Consider the following 19,364-nt stretch of genomic DNA (forward strand, 5'->3'; position numbering starts at 1 on the left):
CCACGGGGGGCCGGTGGTGAACCGGATGAGGGAGAGTGCGATGCGCGCGATCGTGCAGCAGGAGTTCGGCGGCCCCGAGGTCATGCAGCCGGCCGAGGTGGAGCGCCCCGAGCCGCTGGGCGGCGAGGTGCTGGTGCGGGTGAAGGCCGCCGGGGTGAACCCGGTGGACGTGGGGGTGCGGGCCGGCCTGTACCGGGTGCTGGGCGAGCCGCCGTTCACGCTGGGCTGGGACGTCTCCGGGGTGGTCGAGGCGACCGGCCCCGGGGCCCGCTACCGGGTCGGCGACGAGGTGTACGGGATGCCGTTCTTCCCCCGCGCGGCCGGCGCCTACGCCGAGTACGTGGCCGCCCCCTCCCGCCAACTGGCCCGCAAGCCCGCCACCTTGGACCACACCGAGGCCGCCGCCCTGCCGCTGGCCGCGCTCACCGCCTGGCAGGGCCTGGTGGACCTGGCGAAGGTCGGCGCGGGCGACCGGGTGCTGGTCCACCGCGCGGCCGGGGGCGTCGGCCACCTCGCCGTGCAGATCGCCAAGGCCCGTGGCGCGTACGTGATCGCGCTGGCGAGCGAGCCCAAGCACGCCTTCCTGAAGGAGCTCGGCGCCGACGAGGTGATCGACTACCGGACCACCGACTACACCGAGGCGGCCCGGGACCTCGACATCGTCTTCGACTCCTCCTCGGAGGGCGTCAAGGCTCTCGAGGTGCTCAAGCCCGGCGGCACCCTGGTCAGCATCATGGAGCACGGCGACCGCGAGCTGGCCGCCGCGATCGAGGCCGCCGGCCGCCGCTTCGCGGGCGTCTCCGTCGAACCGGACTACGCCTCGCTGGAGGCGATCGCCGCCCTCGTCGACGAGGGTCGGATCCGCCCGCACGTCGCCGCGGCCTTCCCGCTCGACGAGGCCGGCCGGGCGCACGAGCTGGTCGGCTCCGGTACCGTCCAGGGCAAGGTCGTGCTGACCGTTGACTGACCGGACCGCAGGGGGCGGACGATGGACATCCTGACCGAGGCCCTGGCCTCGATGCGCACGGCCCGCCCGGCGTCCGTGCGCACCGACGGCCGGGCGCCCTGGGGCCTGCGCCTGCCCCCCGTGGCCGGGGCCGGTTTCCACGTGGTGCTGTACGGCACCTGCTGGCTGATCCCGGTGGGCGACTCCGCCGACGGACCGATCCCGCTCAGCCCCGGGGACGTGGTGTTCCTGCGGGACGGCAGCGGCCACGTCCTGGCCGACCACCCGGACACCGTGCCGGTGGACGCCGAGGCCTGCCGGATCGAGGGCGGCGCCCCGATCGGCACCCTCACCCTGGGCGGCGACGGCGCCCCGACCAGCCTGCTGTGCGGCAGCTACCACCTGGACCAGGGCCGTCCGCACCCGGTGGTGCGCCGGCTGCCGGCCCTGATCCACCTGCCGACCCGGCACGGCCGCCACCCCGAATTGGCCGCCGCCGTCCAGCTGTTGGGCGCCGAGCTGGAGAACCCCCGGATCGGCTCGACCGGGATCGTCCCGGCCCTGGTCGACGCCCTGCTGCTGTACATCCTGCGGGCCTGGTTCGAGGACCAGCCCGCGGCGGGCGCGGCTGGCTGGGCGGCCGCGCTGCGGGACACCGCGGTCGCGCCCGCCCTGGCCGCGATCCACCGGGCCCCGGCCACCCCGTGGACGGTGGAGTCGCTGGCGGACCGCGCGGGCCTGTCCCGGGCCGCCTTCGCCCGCCGCTTCACCTCGATGGTGGGCGAGCCGCCGATGGCGTACCTGACCCGCTGGCGGATGACCACCGCCGCCCGGCTGCTGCGCGAGTCGGAGGCGCCGCTGACGTCGGTGGCCGCGCAGACCGGCTACGGCTCGGAGTACGCCTTCGCCAAGGCCTTCAAGCGGGAGTTCGGCCGGGCCCCCGGCGGCTACCGCCGGGAGGCCCGCGCCGCTTAGCGCGGCAGGCCTTCGAGGGCCCGACGACCCCCGAAGGCCCGGAGCCGCCCGAAGACCCCGCAGGACCCTAGAACGGGAACGGCGCCCGCCCCTGCTGCACCGAGATCCACTTCACCGTGGTGAAGGCCTCCACCGTGGACTCCCCGTTCAGCCGCCCGACCCCGGAGTTCTTCTCCCCGCCGAACGGCACCCCGGGCTCGTCCGCGATGGTCCCGCCGTTGACGTGGACCATGCCGGTCTCGATCCGCTGGGCGACCCGCACCCCGCGCTCGACGTCCGCGGTGTGCACCGCGCCGCTGAGCCCGAAGGGCGTGTGGTTGGCCAGCCGGACGGCCTCCTCCTCGCCGTCGAAGGGCACCAGCAGGGCGACCGGGCCGAAGAGTTCGCGCTGCAGGATGGGCGCGTCCTCGGACAGGCCGGTGAGCACCGTCGGCGCCATCAGGCTGCCGGTGGTGGTGCCGCGCAGCAGGGCGGTGGCGCCGCCGGCGATCGCCTGGTCGACCTGGGTGTTGATCGTGTCGGCCTGGACGGAGTTGATCAGCGGGCCGATGTGGGTGGCCGGGTCCCTGGGGTCGCCGACCGTCAGCGAGGCGACCTTGGCGACGAACTTCGCCGAGAACTCGTCGAGCACGGCGCGGTCGACCAGGATCCGGTTGGCGGCCATGCAGACCTGGCCCTGGTGGACGAAGCGGCTGAACACGGCCGCGTCCACGGCGTAGTCGACGTCGGCGTCGTCGAGCACGATCAGCGCGCTGTTGCCGCCGAGTTCCAGCACGGACCGCTTGAAGTGCGCGGCGGCGACGGTGCCGACGTGCCGGCCGATCTGGTCGGAGCCGGTGAAGGAGATCACCTTGGGCACCGGGTGCTCCAGGAAGCTGTCGCCGATCTCCGCGATGTCGGTGATCACCACGTTCAGCAGGCCGGGCGGCAGGCCGGCGTCCTCGAAGAGCTTGGCGATCAGGCTGCCGCCGACGACCGGGGTCTCCTGGTGCGGCTTGAGCACGACGCCGTTGCCGAGCGCGAGCGCCGGGGCGATCGCCTTCAGGGCCAGGTACAGCGGGAAGTTGAAGGGGCTGATCACGCCGACCACGCCGACCGGCACCCGGTACAGGCGGTTCTCCTTGCCCGGGGCAGGCGAGGGCAGCAGCCGCCCCTCGGCGGCGACCGACAGGTGCAGGCACTCCCGCAGCATGTCCTTGACCAGGCCGAGTTCGAAGCCGGCCTTGAGCGCGGTGCCGCCGAGCTCGGCCATGATCGCCGCGACGATCTCGCCCTCGCGCTCCTCGACCAGCCGCAGCGCGCGCTCGAAGACCAGTCGGCGCTGGTACGGGTTGGTGGCGGCCCAGCTGCGCTGGGCGCGCTCGGCAGCGCGGTACGCCCGGTCGACCTCGGCGACGGTGGCCACCGTGATGGTGGCCAGCTTGTCACCCGTGTAGGGGTCGACGTCGACGATGTCCCAGGAGCCGCTGCCGCTGCACCATTCGCCGTCGATGTACTGCAGCGCCAACTCGGAGAAGTACGACATCTGATCCCTCTCGTGCCCGACCTGATGGGACCTCATCGTACTGATGTGTCAAAGCTCTTGGCGTACGGAGTGCAGAAGCCCGCGGGACTCCTCCGGGCCGAGGCTCTCGGCGACCAGTCCGTCCATCGCCTGCCGGTAGGAGGCGACCTCGGCGGGCTTGTCCACGTAGAGCGCGGTGGTGAACTGCTCCAGGTAGACCACGTCGGCGAGTTCGGCCTCGGCGAAGCCCAGCACGCTGAACGCGCCGCTCTCGGCGCTCAGCGCGGCGCCGCCGAGCGGCCGCACCTGGAGCCGCACGTTGGGCAGTTCGGAGAGTTCCAGCAGCGTGTCGAGCTGGCCGCGCATCAGCCCGGGCCCGCCCCAGGGGCGGCGCAGCGCGGCCTCGTCGAGGACGGCGAGCAGCTCGGGCGGGTGGTCGGCGGTGAGCAGGTCCTGGCGCTTGCGCCGTACCTCGACCCGGCGTTCGATCTCCTCCTCGGCGCAGTGGCCGCCGGCGGCGATCACCGCGCGGGCGTAGTCGGCGGTCTGCAGCAGCCCGTGGACGAACTGGACCTCGTAGCTGCGGATCTCGGCGGCGGCCTCCTCCAGCCCGAGGTAGTTCTGGAACCAGGTGGGCAGCACGTCGCCGTAGTCGTGCCACCAGGAGGTGGCGTTGGCCTCCCGGACGAGGCCGAGCACGTTGGCCCGCTCGTCCTCGGCGTCGACGCCGTACAGGGTGAGCAGGTCGGCGACGTCGCGCTCCTTGAAGCCGACCCGGCCGAGTTCCATCCGGCTGATCTTGGATTCGGAGGCGCGGATCGAGTAGCCGGCGTCCTCCCGGCTGACGCCCCTGGTCTCGCGGAGCTTGCGCAGCTGGCTGCCGAGCAGCAGACGCCGTACCGTGGCGCCCCCGCCCGCCTGAGTCGTGCCCATCGAAGTCACCCTCCGCACTCGTGCAGCCCCCCGGCCGTCGGCGGCAGTCTTTCACCTGGCACCGACGAACAACAGCCCGTGCCGGTAGGCATTCCGGCCGTCCTGGGAAGCCTGGGAGATTGCTGGGAGTCGGCGCTCGGTGCACGGACGGAACCGCAGGTGGGAGCGCTGGTAAGAGCCTGGTGGGGGTGCCTGTGACCGGGCCGCGGCGGGCGGTCGGGGCGGTGGGTGAGAACCGCCTGGGAACGCCCATGGCGCACCGGCGGGCCGGCCTCCCGGCGGAGCCCGGGGAAACGCGACGGCGCCCGCCCTCCAACTGGTCGGGGAAGAGGGCAGGCGCCAGGAGACCGCGTTGGCCCGGCGACACTGGCGGGGGCAGCGGGTTGAGCTCCCGGCGATGCGGCGCCGGGGGTTCGGGGTGGGCCGGTCGGACCGTCAGGGCCCGTCAGACCACCAGGGGGCGGTCCGTGGGCCGGATCGGGGCGGGAAGCGGGGTCTTGCCGCCCAGGTACTTGTCCACCGCAGCGGCGGCCGAACGGCCTTCCGCGATGGCCCAGACGATCAGCGACTGGCCACGGCCGGCGTCTCCGCAGACGTACACGCCATCGACATTGGTGGCGAACCGGCCGTCGCGGGCAATGTTACCGCGCGCGTCGAGGTCCACTCCCAGCTGCTCGACCAGGCCGTTGCGGACGTCCGTGCCGGTGAAGCCCATGGCGAGGGTGATCAGCTGGGCCGGGAGGGTCCGCTCGGTGCCGGGGACGGGTTCGAACCGGCCGTCCTTGAACTCGACCTCGACCAGGTGCAGTTCCTGGACGTTGCCGTCCTCGTCGCCGGTGAGGCGGGTGGTGTTGACGGAGTAGATCCGCTCGCCGCCCTCCTCGTGCGCGGAGGTGACCTTGTAGGTCATCGGCATGGTCGGCCAGGGCTGGTGCCCGGGGCGGTCCTCTCCGGGGCGCGGCATGATCTCCAGCTGGGTGACGGAGAGGGCGCCCTGGCGGTGGGCGGTGCCGACGCAGTCGGCTCCGGTGTCGCCGCCGCCGATGACGACGACGTGCTTGCCCCGGGCGCTGATCGGGGAGTCGACCAGGTCGCCCTCCTGGACCTTGTTGGCCAGCGGCAGGTACTCCATCGCCTGGTGGACGCCCTTGAGCTCACGCCCGGGCACCGGCAGGTCGCGGGCCGTGGTGGCGCCGGCGGCGACCACGACGGCGTCGAAGCGCTCGCGCAGCTGCTGGCCGGTGAGGTCCTCGCCGACGTGCACGCCGGTGCGGAAGCGGGTGCCCTCCGCGCGCATCTGCTCGATGCGGCGGTTGATGTGGCGCTTCTCCATCTTGAACTCGGGGATGCCGTAGCGCAGCAGCCCGCCGATGCGGTCGGCGCGCTCGTACACCACCACGGTGTGCCCGGCGCGGGTGAGCTGCTGGGCGGCGGCCAGGCCGGCCGGGCCGGAGCCGACGACGGCGACGGTCTTGCCGGAGAGCCGCTCGGGGACCTGCGGGGTGACCCCGCCGCGGTCCCAGGCCTTGTCGATGATGGTGACCTCGACGTTCTTGATGGTCACCGCGTCCTGGTTGATGCCGAGCACGCAGGCCGACTCGCAGGGCGCCGGGCACAGCCGCCCGGTGAACTCCGGGAAGTTGTTGGTGGCGTGCAGGCGCTCGATCGCGCCGGTGAAGTCCTCGCGGTAAGCGAGGTCGTTCCACTCGGGGATGAGGTTCCCGAGCGGGCAGCCGTTGTGGCAGAACGGGATGCCGCAGTCCATGCAGCGGCCGGCCTGCTGGGTGATGATCGGCAGCAGGCTGCGCTCGACGTAGACCTCGTTCCAGTCCTTGATCCGGACGTCGACCGGTCGGCGCTCCGCCAGCTGCTTGGGCGTGGTCAGGAAGCCCTTGGGGTCAGCCATTAGCCGCCTCCATCATCTTGCGGGTGGTCTCGGCCTCGGAGAGGCCGTCGCGCTCGGCGGCGTCCTTGGCGGCGAGCACGGCCTTGTAGTCGGTCGGCATGATCTTGGAGAAGCGGGAGACCCCGCCGCCCCAGTCGGCCAGGAGTTCGGCGGCGACGGTGGAGCCGGTCTCCTCGTAGTGCTGCTGGACGGTGTCGCGCAGCCAGTCGCGGTCGGCGGCGGTGGGGGCCTCGATGCCCACCATGCCGTCGTTGACGTTCGCCGGACGCAGGTCCAGGACGTACGCGATGCCGCCGGACATGCCGGCCGCGAGGTTGCGTCCGGTCCCGCCGAGGATGACGACCCGGCCTCCGGTCATGTACTCCAGGCCGTGGTCGCCGACGCCCTCGACGACCAGGGTGGCGCCGGAGTTGCGGACGGCGAAGCGCTCACCGGCCTTGCCGCGCAGGTGGATCCGGCCCGAGGTGGCGCCGTAGCCGATGGTGTTGCCGGCGATCACGTGGTTCTGGGCGTCGTTGCCGATCGCCGCGGCCTCGCGGGCCGGGCGGACGACGAGCACGCCGCCGGAGAGCCCCTTGCCGACGTAGTCGTTGGCGTCGCCCTCCAGCCGCAGGGTGATCCCCTTGGGCACGAAGGCGCCGAAGGACTGTCCGGCGGAGCCGGTGAAGGTGACGTCGATGGTCCCCTCGGGCAGGCCCTCGCCGCGGTAGCGCTGGGTGACCCGGTGGCCGAGCATGGTGCCGACGGTGCGGTTGACGTTGCGGATCGGCAGCTGGATGCGCACCGACTCGCCGCGTTCCAGGGCGTCCTCGGCCAGCGTGATCAGCTGGTTGTCCAGGGCCTTGTCGAGCGCGTGGTCCTGCTCGGTGGTGCGGTGCCGGGCGGCGCCCTCGGGCAGCGCGGGCACGTGGAACAGCGGGGCCAGGTCGAGCCCGGCGGCCTTCCAGTGGTCGATCGCGGCCCGGGCGTCGATGTGCTCGGCGTGGCCGACGGCCTCCTCGATCGAGCGGAAGCCCAGCGAGGCCAGGATCTCCCGGACCTCCTCGGCGATGAACTCGAAGAAGTTGACCACGAATTCGGGCTTGCCGGAGAAGCGCTCGCGCAGCACCGGGTTCTGGGTGGCGACGCCGACCGGGCAGGTGTCCAGGTGGCAGACCCGCATCATGATGCAGCCGGAGACGACCAGCGGGGCGGTGGCGAAGCCGAACTCCTCGGCACCGAGCAGCGCGGCGATGACCACGTCGCGGCCGGTCTTCAGCTGGCCGTCGGTCTGCACCACGATGCGGTCGCGCAGCCCGTTGAGCAGCAGGGTCTGCTGGGTCTCGGCGAGCCCCAGCTCCCAGGGCCCGCCGGCGTGCTTGAGCGAGGTGAGCGGCGAGGCGCCGGTGCCGCCGTCGTGCCCCGACACCAGGACGACGTCGGCGTGCGCCTTCGACACGCCCGCGGCGACCGTCCCGACGCCGACCTCGGACACCAGCTTCACGTGGATGCGGGCGGCCGGGTTGGCGTTCTTGAGGTCGTGGATCAGCTGGGCGAGGTCCTCGATCGAGTAGATGTCGTGGTGCGGCGGCGGGGAGATCAGGCCGACGCCCGGGGTGGAGTGCCGGGTCTTGGCGACCCACGGGTAGACCTTGTGGCCGGGGAGCTGGCCGCCCTCGCCGGGCTTGGCGCCCTGGGCCATCTTGATCTGGATGTCGTCGGCGTTGACCAGGTACTCGGAGGTGACGCCGAACCGGCCGGAGGCGACCTGCTTGATCGCCGAGCGGCGCTCGGGGTCGTACAGCCGCTCCGGGTCCTCGCCGCCCTCACCGGTGTTGGACTTGCCGCCGAGGCGGTTCATCGCGATGGCCAGGGTCTCGTGCGCCTCCATCGAGATGGAGCCGTAGGACATGGCGCCGGTCGAGAAGCGCTTGACGATCTCGGAGACCGGCTCGACCTCCTCGACCGGGATCGGCGCCCGGCCGAGGCCGTCCAGCTGGAACAGGCCGCGCAGCGTCATCAGCCGCTCGGACTGCTCGTTCACCCGGTCGGTGTACTGCTTGAAGATGTCGTACCGGCGGTTGCGGGTGGAGTGCTGGAGCCGGAAGACGGTGTCCGGGTCGAACAGGTGCGGCTCGCCCTCGCGGCGCCACTGGTACTCGCCGCCGATCTCCAGCGCGCGGTGCGCGGCCGGGATGCCGGAGGCCGGGTAGGCCTTGGCGTGCCGGGCGGCGGTCTCGCGGGCGACCTCCTCCAGCCCGATCCCGCCGAGCTTGGTGGTGGTCCCGGAGAAGTAGGCGTCGACCAGGTCCTGGGAGAGGCCGATGGCCTCGAAGACCTGGGCGCCGCGGTAGGAGGCGACGGTCGAGATGCCCATCTTGGACATCACCTTGAGCACGCCCTTGCCGAGCGCCTTGATCAGGTTCCTGATCGCCTTCTCGGCCTCGACGCCCTGGATGAAGACGCCCTGGGCGACCAGGTCCTCGACCGACTCCATCGCCAGGTACGGGTTGACGGCCCCGGCGCCGAAGCCGATCAGCAGCGCGACGTGGTGCACCTCGCGGACGTCGCCGGCCTCGACCAGCAGCGACACCTGGGTGCGCTGCTTGGTGCGGATCAGGTGGTGGTGGACGGCGGAGGTGAGCAGCAGCGAGGGGATCGGGGCGTGCTCGGCGTCGGAGTGCCGGTCGGAGAGCACGATGATCCGGGCGCCGTCGGCGATCGCGGCGTCCGCCTCGGCGGCGATCCCGGCGAGCCGGGCGGCCAGGCCCGTGCCGCCGGCGGCGACCTTGTAGAGGCCGGACAGCGTGACGGCCTTCAGTCCGGGCTGGTCGCCGTCGTGGTTGACGTGGACCAGCTTGGCCAGCTCGTCGTTGTCGATCACCGGGAAGGTGATGCCGACCGAGCGGCAGGAGGCGGACTCGGCGGCCAGCAGGTTGCCCTCGGGCCCGAGGTTGGACAGCAGCGAGGTGACGAGCTCCTCGCGGATGGCGTCCAGCGGCGGGTTGGTGACCTGGGCGAAGAGCTGCACGAAGTAGTCGAACAGCAGTCGCGGCTTCTCGCTGAGCGCGGCGATCGGCGAGTCGGTGCCCATCGAGCCGAGCGCCTCGGCGCCGGTCCTGGCCATCGGCGCGAGGAGGACGCGCAGTTCCTCCTCGGTGTAGCCGAAGGTCTGCTGGCGGCGGGTGACGGAGGCGTGGGTGTGGGCGATGTGCTCGCGCTCGGGCAGCTTGGCGAGCTGGATCTGCCCGGCGCCGACCCACTCCTCGTACGGGTGCTCGGCGGCGAGGGCGGACTTGATCTCCTCGTCGGCGACGATCCGGCCCTCGACGGTGTCCACCAGGAACATCCGGCCGGGCTGGAGGCGGCCCTTGCGGACCACCTTCTCCTGCTCGATGTCGAGCACGCCGACCTCGGAGGAGAGGACGACCAGGCCGTCCTCGGTGATCCAGTAGCGGGCGGGGCGCAGGCCGTTGCGGTCCAGCACGGCGCCGATCCGGGTACCGTCGGTGAAGGTGACGCAGGCCGGGCCGTCCCAGGGCTCCATCAGGTTGGAGTGGTACTGGTAGAAGGCGCGGCGGGCCGGGTCCATGGTGGCGTGGTTCTCCCAGGCCTCCGGGATCATCATCAGCACCGAGTGGGGCAGCGAGCGGCCGCCGAGGTGGAGCAGCTCCAGGACCTCGTCGAAGGAGGCGGAGTCGGAGTGGTCCGGGGTGCAGATCGGGAAGATCCGGCTCAGGTCGCCGGGGATCAGGTCGGTGGCGAGCTGGGACTCCCGGGCCCGCATCCAGTTGCGGTTGCCCTTGACCGTGTTGATCTCGCCGTTGTGGGCGACGAAGCGGTACGGGTGGGCGAGCGGCCAGCTCGGGAAGGTGTTGGTGGAGAACCGCGAGTGCACCAGGCCGATCGCGGACGCGTAGCTGCGGTCCGACAGGTCGGGGAAGAAGGGCTCCAGCTGGCCGGTGGTCAGCATGCCCTTGTAGACGATGGTGCGGGCGGACAGCGACGGGAAGTAGACCCCGACCTCGCGCTCGGCCCGCTTGCGGACCACGAAGCCGATCCGGTCCAGTTCGATCCCGGCCTTCTCCCCCTGCGACAGGAAGAGCTGGCGGAACCGCGGCATCACGCTGCGCGCGGTGGCGCCGAGCAGGTCCGGGCTGACCGGCACGTCGCGCCAGCCGAGGACGGTCACGCCCTCCTCGGCGGCGATGCCCTCGATCCGCTCGACGGCGGCGGCCGCGGCGTCGTCCTCGTCCGGGAGGAAGGCGATGCCGACGGCGTAGCGGCCGGCGGCCGGGAGCTCGAAGTCGACCTTGCCGCGCAGGAAGGCGTCCGGGACCTGGGTGAGGATGCCCGCGCCGTCGCCGGAGTCCGGCTCGGCGCCGGTGGCGCCGCGGTGCTCCAGGTTGCGCAGGACGTTCAGCGCCTGCTCGACGATCGTGTGGTCGGCGACGCCGGTCAGCGTGGCGACGAAACCGACGCCGCAGGCATCGTGCTCGTTCCGCGGGTCGTACAGGCCCTGAGCAGCAGGTCGTGCATCCGGCACGAGCGCGTACGGCTGGCGGGCGGCGCCGGCCTGAGGCTCGTTGGCGGAGTGCATGGATGCAGACAGCATCGGCTCTCCCGTCGTCGTCTTTCGGCAAGTTGATGCAAGGAGGGACGACGTTGGCCCTGATGCGATGGTGCGGTGTCGTGCAAGTTACATGATGCCCAGGATCCCGAGAAGCGGAATATCCCGTCCACATCGCGGACGGACGCGCAGGTCAGGGGGCTGGAGAAGAGGACGTGCCACAGTGCACGTCCCGACGATTGTGCCCAACCGTCCCCGGCCTGAAACAGGGGCGAAACCGGATCGCCACACGGGCCGATCATGGTCGCCTGGGATTCCATTCCGGGACCAGGCCCGGCGGATGCGAATCAGCGGCTCAGAGGCCCGGATGATGAGACGATGCCGGGCAGCGCGCGACGTCCATGTGCGGAACGTCACGCGCTGCCCGGCATAATCATGCAGTGCTATCGATGGCCCTGCGCTATCGCCCGGGCGAAGGGCGGGCCCGGGGAGGGGCGGGTTCGGGCGACCGGCGGGTCCTAGCCGATGTGCCCGCCGATCAGCCACCCGAGCAGGTAGGTCACCCCGGCGGCGACCCCGCCCAGCGCCAGCTGCCGCACCCCGCTGTACCACCAGCTGCGGGCCGTCACCCGGGCCACCACGGCGCCGCAGGCGAACAGTCCGAGCGCCGCCAGCAGCAGCGCGGGGAGCAGCGTGGTCGCCCCCAGCAGGTACGGCAGCAGCGGCAGCAGCGCGCCGAGCGCGAAGCACAGGAAGGAGGAGGCGGCCGCGACCAGCGGCGAGGGCAGGTCGTGGGGGTCGACGCCCAGTTCCTCCCGGGCGTGGATCTCCAGCGCCAGCTCCGGGTCCCGGGAGAGCTGCCGGGCGACCTCGTGGGCCAGCTCCGGCTCCACCCCGCGCGAGACGTACAGCTGCGCCAGTTCGGCCAGCTCGCCGTGCGGGTTGCGGCGCAGCTCCAGCCGCTCGGCCTCGATCTCGGCCTGCACCAGCTCCCGCTGGGAGGCCACCGAGGTGTACTCCCCCGCCGCCATCGAGCAGGCCCCGGCCGCCAGCCCGGCCAGCCCGGTGAGGATCACCGTGCCGTTGGACGCCGCGCCGCCCACCACGCCGGTCATCAGCGCGAAGTTGGAGACCAGGCCGTCCACCGCGCCGAACACCGCGGGCCGCAGCCAGCCGCCGTTGACGTCCCGGTGGTGGTCGGCGGCGGGTATCCGCGGGTGCTGGGCGGGCTCGGCTTCCAGGGTGGTCACGGTCACGGTTCGTCCCCTCCGTCTTCGTTCGTCGCCTTGACCGTAGCCCTTCTGACCTGGGCATTTCCAGCAAAGTAAGGCTTCCCGAACGATGCTGAGGCTGCCCTTCGCAGTTCGTGCGAAGGGCAGCCTCAGTCAGTGGAACCGCCTGCTCAGATCGGGTTGGGGGCGTCCTCGCCGGTCTTCTCGGCGACCGCCGCGGCGGCCCCGGCCGGCTTCCCGGCGGGCTTTTCGGCGGACTTCCCGGCCGGATCCGCCGCCGGGCCGTCCATCAACGCGGACGGCTTGTCCCCGTCCACCGTCTCGCTCCGCTTCTCGCCGGCCCCGGCGTCGGGCTTCCCGTCGGTCGTGCCGGCGGACTTCCCGTCGGCCTGCTCCGCCTCGGCGTGCGCGGCCGGGTCGATGCTCGCCGGGTCCTCGCGCCCGGGCCGCTTCTTCCCGACGATCACGAAGTACGCCACGGCGCCGACGAACACCACGATCGACGTCCAGTCGTTCAGCCGCAGGCCGAGGTAGTGGTGCGCCTCGTCGATCCGCAGCCACTCGATCCAGAACCGGCCCACCGTGTACGCGGCCACGTAGACCGCGAAGGCCCGGCCGTGGCCCAGCTTCCAGCGCCGGTCCACCCAGATCACCAGCAGCGCGACACCGACGCACCAGAGCGACTCGTAGAGGAAGGTCGGGTGGTAGACGCCGGTCACGACCTCGCCGTCGGGCAGCGTCTTGTGGATCTCCAGGCCCCAGGGCAGCGTGGTCGGCCGCCCGTACAGCTCCTGGTTGAAGTAGTTGCCCCAGCGGCCCATCGCCTGGGCGAGCACGATGCCCGGCGCGATGGCGTCGGCGTACGCGGGCAGCGGTACGCCCCGGCGGCGGCAGCCGATCCAGGCGCCGACCGCGCCCAGCGCGACCGCGCCCCAGATCCCGAGGCCGCCCTCCCAGATCTTGAAGGCGTTCCAGGGGTTCTTCCCCTCGCCGAAGTACAGCTGGTGGTCGGTGATCACGTGGTACAGCCGGCCGCCGACGAGGCCGAAGGGCACGGCCCAGACGGCGATGTCACCGACGGTGTGCTTGGCACCGCCCCGGGCGACCCAGCGCTTGCTGCCGAGCCAGACGGCCGCGACGACCCCGAGGATGATGCAGAAGGCGTAGGCGCGCAGCGGGATCGGTCCGAGGTAGAGGACGCCCCGCGACGGGCTGGGAATGTAGGCGATATCCATGGCGGTTCCGACGCTACAGGGTTCGGCGTCCCCATCCGACACCCCCGGGGTCACAGAAACCGAACAACGGACGGCGCCGCCCCCTCCGGTCGGGAGGGGGCGGCGCGGCGGACGGCGGCGGAGGTGCGGCTCAGCCGGCCGTCGGGGAGGGGTTGTTGGCCTCCGAAGCGGCGGCGGTGGGCGCCGGGGTCTGCCCGTGCGTGCCCGGTGTGCCCAGCTGCTTGCCCTGGTTGGCGGCGTCCACCCACTTCACCAGGTTCGCCGGGGTGATCTCCTCGTCGCCGTTCTTCGGGTAGATCGGCTGGCCGTTGAGGAGCACGGTCGGGGTGGACTTGTAGCTGGACTTGTCGAAGTCCTGCTGCACCGCGGACACCCAGCCGCCGTACTTGTTGTCGTTGACGCAGGCCTGGAACGCCGGCGTGTCGAGGCCGTCGACCTGCTTCGCGAGGTTCAGCAGGACGGCCTTGTTGCCGAATGCGTCGTTGGTCTCGTCCGGCTGGTTGCGGTAGAGCACGTCGTGGAAGTCCCGGAAGTGCCCGGCGTCCTGGGCGCAGGCCAGGGCGTTGGCGCCGTTCTTCGAGCCCTTGCCCGGCACCGCCCGGTCGATGAAGGAGACGACGTGGGCGTTGGTGTAGATCTTCCCGGCGTCCTCCAGCTGGTCGATCGTCGAGGAGAACTCCCGCTCGAAGATGCCGCAGGCCGGGCAGCGCGGGTCCTCGTACACCGTGAGGACGGAGGGCGCGTTGCTGGCGCCGACCGGGACGACCAGGTTCTTGTCGCCGATCGTCCCGGCCGGGGCGGCGGTCGGCGTCTCCGGCTTGGAGCGCTGGTTCTGCACCACCACGCCGGCGATCACCGCGGCGGCGATCACCGCGAGCACGGCCCCGCCGACGATCAGCTTCTTCCGGCGCCGGGAGGAGACCTCCTCGGCCGCCCGCTGGTCCAGCATCCGCTCGCGGGCGGTGCGCTTGCCTTCTCGGTTCTTCTCGCTCATTGCCTTGACATCCACGGTCGGGGGGCCTTCGTCGGGTGCGGGGGTGGGAGGGTCCGGACGGGTCAGCTCGCCAGCCAGCCGTCGGCGGAGAGCCGGGTGCGGGGCCGCCACAGCAGGAAGCCGGCCAGCAGCAGGAAGCCGGTGTCGCGCAGGATCTCCTGGAGGTACTCGGTCTGCGAGGCGTCCACGTGCCCGCCGCCGCCGAAGCAGCCGCAGTCGATCGAGATGCCGCGCGCCCAGGCCGAGGCGATCCCGGCGATGAAGGTGAGCAGCAGCAGCGCGGAGACCCCGGCGACCAGCCGGACGCCGAGGCCGATCACCAGCAGCAGGGCGAGCGCCAGCTCCAGGAAGGGCAGCCCGTAGCCGATCGGCTTGACCAGGCCCTCGGGCAGGATCTCGTACGCCCGGACCGCCTGGGCGGCCTCCGCCGGATCGGCGATCTTGGCCAGTCCGGCCCACCCCCAGACGACCGCCAGGCCGAGCCGCACGGCGGTGCCCAGCCACTCGCTCCAGGCCGGGACCGGCCGCCGCGCCGCCGGCGCGGGCGCGGCGTCGGCGGGGTCACCGGGCTGCACTGCCGGGCCGGCCATCAGGGAACCCCCCTCGGGAAACTCGTTCACTTCCTGAGGAACCGTAAGGGATGAAGGGTGGTTCCTCCGGATTCAGGAATTAAGCCGTATGGGTGACATCTGATGACGTTCTGTCCGATTCCGTCGAGCACCCGTACGTCAGTGGCACCCCGGCAGCCGCCCCGGGTCGAACAGCTCCGGCCGCCCCTCCCGCGGCACCCGGGCGGCCCGCTCGGCCGCGTCCCAGCGCTCCGCCTCCGCGCAGGCGACCGCCTCCCGCTCGGCCCGCTCGGCCCCCCGCTTGGCCAGCGCCTGGCCCACCTCGGTGTGGGCGCCGACGGCGGCGCCCAGGGCCAGCGCGGCCGCCGCCGCCCGCAGCAGCACGGCCTGATGGAGACCAGCCACCGGCTCACCCCTTCGCTCGCTCGGGAACCCCCGTGCACGTGGTCCGTGCACTCGTCCCTCCACTCAACGCCGGTCAATCCCGCCTGATGCGTGTCGCCGCCGCTGTTCACTCGTTCGGGGCCGCCCCGAAGTGGACGTCGGGCGAATCGGGCGGGGCCGGGCACGACGACGGCCCGCCACCCCGAGGGGTGACGGGCCGTCGGACCGGCTCCGGGTCAGCTCCTGCGGACCCCTGCGGCGAGTTCACCGGCCAGCGCGCGGACGGCGTCCAGCGCGGCCTCCTCGTCCTCGCCGACCTCCAGGATCCGCTTGACGAAGGCCGAGCCCACGATCACCCCGTCCGCGAACCGGGCGACCTCCGCCGCCTGGACGGCGTCGGAGACGCCGAGCCCGACGCAGACCGGCAGGTCCGTGACGGCCCGGGTCCGGGCGACCAGGTCCTCGGCGAGCGAGCCGACCGCCGAGCGGGTGCCGGTCACGCCCATCACCGCGGCCGCGTACACGAACCCGCTGCCGGCCGCCGTGACCTCGGCCAGCCGGGCGTCCTTGCTGCTCGGGGCGACCACGAACACGGTGTCCAGCCCGTGCTCGTCCGCCGCCTTGCGCCACTCCTCGGACTCCTCCACCGGCAGGTCCGGCAGGATGCAGCCCGCCCCGCCCGCCGCGGCCAGGTCGGCGGCGAAGCGCGCCACGCCGTACCGGTCGACCGGGTTCCAGTAGGTCATCACCAGCACCGCCGCCGCGGGGTGCGCGGCGGCGACCTCCTGGACGGTGCGCAGCACGTCCTTGATCCGCACCCCGCCGCGCAGCGCGATGTCGTCGGCGGTCTGGATGACGGCCCCGTCCAGGACCGGGTCGGAGTGCGGCAGCCCGACCTCGACCACGTCGCAGCCGCCCTCGAGCAGCGCGTTGACGGCCCGGATGCCGCCGTCGACGGTCGGGAAGCCGGCCGGGAGGTAGCCGATCAGCGCGGCCCGGCCCTCGGCCTTGGACGCCGCCAGTACGGCACTCAGCTTCGAAGCCATGATCACTTGCCCCCCTCGGCGTCGCCGCCGGCCGGCTCGTCGTACAGCCCGAAGTACTGGGCCGCGGTGTGCATGTCCTTGTCGCCGCGCCCGGAGAGCGAGACCAGGACGGTCGCCTCCGGCCCGAGCTCGCGGCCCAGCTCCAGCGCCCCGGCGAGCGCGTGGGCGCTCTCGATGGCCGGGATGATGCCCTCGGTGCGGGACAGCAGCCGCAGCGCCTGCATCGCCGCGTCGTCCGTCACCGGCCGGTACTCGGCGCGCCCGGTGTCCTTCAGCCAGGCGTGCTCCGGGCCGACGCCCGGGTAGTCCAGGCCGGCCGAGATGGAGTGCGACTCGACGGTCTGCCCGTCCTCGTCCTGGAGGACGTACGTCCGGGAGCCGTGCAGCACCCCCGGGTCGCCCTTGGTCAGGGTCGCCGCGTGCCGCGGGGTCTCGGCGCCCTCGCCGGCGGCCTCGCAGCCGATCAGCCGCACGCCGGCGTCCGGGATGAACTCGTGGAAGATGCCCATCGCGTTGGAGCCGCCGCCGACGCAGGCGACCACCGCGTCGGGCAGCCGCCCGGTGCGGTCGAGCACCTGCTGCCGCGCCTCGACGCCGATGATCCGGTGGAAGTCCCGGACCATCATCGGGAAGGGGTGCGGCCCGGCGACCGTCCCGAACAGGTAGTGGGTGGAGTCGACGTTGGCGACCCAGTCCCGGAACGCCTCGTTGATGGCGTCCTTCAGGGTCCGCGACCCGGACTTCACCGCGACGACCTCGGCGCCGAGCATCCGCATCCGGGCGACGTTGAGCGCCTGGCGCTCGGTGTCGACCTCGCCCATGTAGATGGTGCAGTCGAAGCCGAACAGGGCGCAGGCGGTGGCGGTGGCCACCCCGTGCTGGCCGGCGCCGGTCTCGGCGATGATCCGGGTCTTGCCCATCCGCCGGGTCAGCAGCGCCTGGCCCAGCACGTTGTTGATCTTGTGCGAGCCGGTGTGGTTGAGGTCCTCGCGCTTGAGCAGGATCCGCGCACCGCCCGCCTCGGCGGAGAAGCGGTGCACGTCGGTCAGCGGGCTCGGCCGACCGGTGTAGTCCTTGAGCAGCCCGTCGAGCTCGGCGGCGAAGGCCGGGTCGGCCTTGGCCTTCTCGTACTCCTCGGCGACCTGCTCGACCGCGGCGACCAGCGCCTCGGGGATGAAGCGGCCGCCGTACGCGCCGAAGTAGCCGCGGGCGTCCGGCACCTGGGCGCCGGGCAGGTAGTCCTTCTCGGACATGGTGGTTTCCCTTGACGGAGATGGATGACAGTGACGTCTGATCGGCTGGTTCAGCCGCGCGCCACGCGCCATCGCCGTCCCGGCACCTGCCCCGGCTCGCAGCCGATCACGTACCGCACCCGCCGCCCCAGCACCCGGCGTGCGGGCGCGCGGCAGCCGCGCGGGCGGCAGCCGGGGGCGAGTCGGGTGGCGATCTTCATCGGGTTCGGGTCAGTCCTTGTGCCGGACGGCGGGGTGGGCCCCGGCGGCGACCAGGTCGGCGACGGCCGCCCGCGGGTCCTTGCCGGTCACCAGGGACTCGCCGACCAGCACCGCGTCGGCGCCCAGGTTGGCGTAGTTGATGACGTCCAGCGGGCCGCGCACACCCGACTCGGCGATCTTGACGATGCCGTCCGGGATCGCGTGGACCACGTTCCCGAAGGTGTTGCGGTCGACCTCCAGGGTCTTCAGGTTCCGGGCGTTGACCCCGATGATCCGCGCCCCGGCGTCCACCGCGCGCTTGATCTCCTCCTCGTCGTGCACCTCGACCAGCGGGGTGAGGCCGATCGACTCGGCCCGCTCGATCAGCGACACCAGGGCCGGCTGGTCGAGGGCCGCGACGATCAGCAGGGCGAGGTCGGCGCCGTGCGCGCGGGCCTCCCACAGCTGGTAGGCGGTGACGATGAAGTCCTTGCGCAGCAGCGGCGTGTCCACCTCGGCGCGGACCGCGTCCAGGTCGGCGAGCGATCCGCCGAAACGACGCTGCTCGGTCAGCACGCTGATCGCGGCGGCACCGCCGGCCGCGTAGTCGCGGGCCAGTGCCGCGGGGTCGGCGATCGAGGCCAGCGCGCCCTTGGAGGGGCTGGAGCGCTTCACCTCGCAGATCACCCGGACCCCGTCGCCCTTGAGGGCGGCGACGCCGTCCTTGGCCTCCCGGGCCTTGGCCGCGAGCGCCTTGAGCTCGTCCAGGGAGACCCGGGCCTGCCGCTCGGCGAGGTCCTCGCGGACCCCGTCGATGATCGAGTCGAGCACACTCACTCAGGAGCCCCCATCACTTCTGCTGGTTCGCCGGCGCGTGGTTTCGCCGGCGCGAGCCGGACGGGCGGGGCCCGCCGACCCTTCGATGGTATCGGCACCCGGGTGCGCGCAGCGTATCGGTCCGACCCGCGTCTCGCGGAACGGGACGCTCCCTCCGGCGGCTCCCAGCTGCGGCTTCACCGACTCTCCACCGCGCCGCCCAGCACACCGGCCGTCGGCCGCTCCGGGCCGAACCGGGCCGGTCAGACCACCGGCGGTGCCAGCCCGGCCCCCACCGGCAGGTTGCGCACCACCTCGAACACCAGCACCAGCAGGCAGATCAGCGCCCAGCGCCGGCCCCCGACCGAGACCCGGACCGGCTTCCCCCCGGTCAGCGCCGCCCAGGCCCAGCGCAGCCAGAGCACCGCCAGCACGCCGAACAGCAGGACGGCCACCGCGTTGTCGTGCAGCGCGCCGGTGAGGTCCCCGTGCGCCAGCGCGTGGACGCAGCGCAGGCCCCCGCAACCGGGGCACCACCAGCCGGTGGCCGTCAGGAAGGGGCAGTCCGGGTAGTGCCCGGGGGCGTTCGGGTCCACCACCGCGACGTACCCGGCGGGGAGGGCCACCGCCGCCAGCGCGGTCAGCGGCGGGCCCATCCGGCGCAGCACGGTCGGCGGGGCGGAGGCGGCGGGGGCGGCGTTCACGCCCCGATTGTGCCCGGGCCGGGCCCGGACGGAACGGAACGGCGGGCGCGTCGCGCCCGCCGTTCGGTTGTGCGAATCCGGTGTCGTGGGGGGGGGGGCGCGCCGGCGGCGGGGGGGGGGGGGGCCGGCGCCCGGGCC

General features: G+C 72.8%; 16 protein-coding genes. 2 read left to right on the top strand and 14 right to left on the bottom strand.

All coding sequences use genetic code 11. The features are described from left to right. The first annotated feature begins 40 nt into the window (after nucleotides 1-40). Complete coding sequence (locus AB0O91_RS14995; RefSeq protein ID WP_363432188.1) at nucleotides 41-967, top strand: NADP-dependent oxidoreductase; 927 nt, start codon at nucleotides 41-43, stop codon at nucleotides 965-967. A gap of 21 nt (nucleotides 968-988) precedes the next feature. Continuing rightward, entirely contained in the window at nucleotides 989-1,921 is a 933-nt protein-coding gene (locus AB0O91_RS15000; RefSeq protein WP_363432190.1) for an AraC family transcriptional regulator, read from the top strand. A gap of 67 nt (nucleotides 1,922-1,988) precedes the next feature. Here AB0O91_RS15000 and AB0O91_RS15005 read toward each other — a convergent pair whose 3' ends face one another. From AB0O91_RS15005 to AB0O91_RS15070, 14 genes are all read right to left on the bottom strand, one after another. Continuing rightward, nucleotides 1,989-3,446, bottom strand: coding sequence for an aldehyde dehydrogenase family protein (locus AB0O91_RS15005; protein WP_363432193.1), 1,458 nt, complete (start codon nucleotides 3,444-3,446; stop codon nucleotides 1,989-1,991). 48 nt (nucleotides 3,447-3,494) lie between these two features. Next, on the bottom strand, nucleotides 3,495-4,358 hold the full coding sequence (locus AB0O91_RS15010) for a helix-turn-helix transcriptional regulator (RefSeq protein WP_363432195.1): 864 nt from the start codon (nucleotides 4,356-4,358) through the stop codon (nucleotides 3,495-3,497). A gap of 445 nt (nucleotides 4,359-4,803) precedes the next feature. Further along, complete coding sequence (locus tag AB0O91_RS15015; RefSeq protein WP_363432197.1) at nucleotides 4,804-6,264, bottom strand: glutamate synthase subunit beta; 1,461 nt, start codon at nucleotides 6,262-6,264, stop codon at nucleotides 4,804-4,806. Beyond that, nucleotides 6,257-10,843 (bottom strand): glutamate synthase large subunit, encoded by a 4,587-nt coding sequence (gltB, locus tag AB0O91_RS15020; protein ID WP_363432393.1) that lies wholly within the window; start codon nucleotides 10,841-10,843, stop codon nucleotides 6,257-6,259. The genes AB0O91_RS15015 and gltB overlap by 8 nt, the downstream gene beginning before the upstream one ends. 488 nt (nucleotides 10,844-11,331) lie before the next feature. Continuing rightward, on the bottom strand, nucleotides 11,332-12,063 hold the full coding sequence (locus tag AB0O91_RS15025; RefSeq protein ID WP_363432396.1) for a VIT1/CCC1 transporter family protein: 732 nt from the start codon (nucleotides 12,061-12,063) through the stop codon (nucleotides 11,332-11,334). A 152-nt stretch (nucleotides 12,064-12,215) separates the two neighbouring features. Further along, nucleotides 12,216-13,280 carry a prolipoprotein diacylglyceryl transferase gene (gene lgt, locus AB0O91_RS15030; protein ID WP_363432200.1) on the bottom strand — a complete coding sequence of 355 codons (1,065 nt, stop codon included), beginning with the start codon at nucleotides 13,278-13,280 and terminating at the stop codon, nucleotides 12,216-12,218. A 130-nt stretch (nucleotides 13,281-13,410) separates the two neighbouring features. Further along, on the bottom strand, nucleotides 13,411-14,274 hold the full coding sequence (locus AB0O91_RS15035; protein ID WP_363432203.1) for a thioredoxin domain-containing protein: 864 nt from the start codon (nucleotides 14,272-14,274) through the stop codon (nucleotides 13,411-13,413). 62 nt (nucleotides 14,275-14,336) lie between these two features. Then, entirely contained in the window at nucleotides 14,337-14,864 is a 528-nt protein-coding gene (locus AB0O91_RS15040; RefSeq protein ID WP_363432206.1) for a MauE/DoxX family redox-associated membrane protein, read from the bottom strand. Nucleotides 14,865-15,002: 138 nt separating this feature from the next. Next, nucleotides 15,003-15,248, bottom strand: coding sequence for a hypothetical protein (locus AB0O91_RS15045; protein ID WP_363432208.1), 246 nt, complete (start codon nucleotides 15,246-15,248; stop codon nucleotides 15,003-15,005). Nucleotides 15,249-15,463: 215 nt separating this feature from the next. Continuing rightward, complete coding sequence (gene trpA / locus AB0O91_RS15050) at nucleotides 15,464-16,273, bottom strand: tryptophan synthase subunit alpha (protein WP_363432210.1); 810 nt, start codon at nucleotides 16,271-16,273, stop codon at nucleotides 15,464-15,466. 2 nt (nucleotides 16,274-16,275) lie between these two features. Continuing rightward, entirely contained in the window at nucleotides 16,276-17,526 is a 1,251-nt protein-coding gene (gene trpB, locus AB0O91_RS15055) for a tryptophan synthase subunit beta (protein WP_363432213.1), read from the bottom strand. A gap of 50 nt (nucleotides 17,527-17,576) precedes the next feature. Continuing rightward, complete coding sequence (locus AB0O91_RS15060) at nucleotides 17,577-17,726, bottom strand: hypothetical protein (protein WP_363432216.1); 150 nt, start codon at nucleotides 17,724-17,726, stop codon at nucleotides 17,577-17,579. A 10-nt stretch (nucleotides 17,727-17,736) separates the two neighbouring features. Then, a complete protein-coding gene (trpC, locus tag AB0O91_RS15065) occupies nucleotides 17,737-18,543 on the bottom strand; it encodes an indole-3-glycerol phosphate synthase TrpC (RefSeq protein WP_363432218.1) in 807 nt (268 codons plus the stop codon). Nucleotides 18,544-18,785: 242 nt separating this feature from the next. After that, a complete protein-coding gene (locus tag AB0O91_RS15070) occupies nucleotides 18,786-19,226 on the bottom strand; it encodes a DUF2752 domain-containing protein (RefSeq protein WP_363432221.1) in 441 nt (146 codons plus the stop codon). Nucleotides 19,227-19,364: the final 138 nt, after the last annotated feature.

It is taken from the genome of Kitasatospora sp. NPDC089797, from assembly GCF_040684795.1.
GTDB lineage: Bacteria > Actinomycetota > Actinomycetes > Streptomycetales > Streptomycetaceae > Kitasatospora.

Bases quoted from the DNA above. Each gene is read 5' to 3' on its own strand.
- AB0O91_RS14995 (WP_363432188.1), top strand. From the start codon at position 41: ATGCGCGCGATCGTGCAGCAGGAGTTCGGCGGCCCCGAGGTCATGCAG.
- AB0O91_RS15000 (WP_363432190.1), top strand. From the start codon at position 989: ATGGACATCCTGACCGAGGCCCTGGCCTCGATGCGCACGGCCCGCCCG.
- AB0O91_RS15005 (WP_363432193.1), bottom strand. From the start codon at position 3,446: ATGTCGTACTTCTCCGAGTTGGCGCTGCAGTACATCGACGGCGAATGG.
- AB0O91_RS15010 (WP_363432195.1), bottom strand. From the start codon at position 4,358: ATGGGCACGACTCAGGCGGGCGGGGGCGCCACGGTACGGCGTCTGCTG.
- AB0O91_RS15015 (WP_363432197.1), bottom strand. From the start codon at position 6,264: ATGGCTGACCCCAAGGGCTTCCTGACCACGCCCAAGCAGCTGGCGGAG.
- gltB (WP_363432393.1), bottom strand. From the start codon at position 10,843: ATGCACTCCGCCAACGAGCCTCAGGCCGGCGCCGCCCGCCAGCCGTAC.
- lgt (WP_363432200.1), bottom strand. From the start codon at position 13,280: ATGGATATCGCCTACATTCCCAGCCCGTCGCGGGGCGTCCTCTACCTC.
- AB0O91_RS15035 (WP_363432203.1), bottom strand. From the start codon at position 14,274: ATGAGCGAGAAGAACCGAGAAGGCAAGCGCACCGCCCGCGAGCGGATG.
- AB0O91_RS15040 (WP_363432206.1), bottom strand. From the start codon at position 14,864: ATGGCCGGCCCGGCAGTGCAGCCCGGTGACCCCGCCGACGCCGCGCCC.
- trpA (WP_363432210.1), bottom strand. From the start codon at position 16,273: ATGGCTTCGAAGCTGAGTGCCGTACTGGCGGCGTCCAAGGCCGAGGGC.
- trpB (WP_363432213.1), bottom strand. From the start codon at position 17,526: ATGTCCGAGAAGGACTACCTGCCCGGCGCCCAGGTGCCGGACGCCCGC.
- AB0O91_RS15060 (WP_363432216.1), bottom strand. From the start codon at position 17,726: ATGAAGATCGCCACCCGACTCGCCCCCGGCTGCCGCCCGCGCGGCTGC.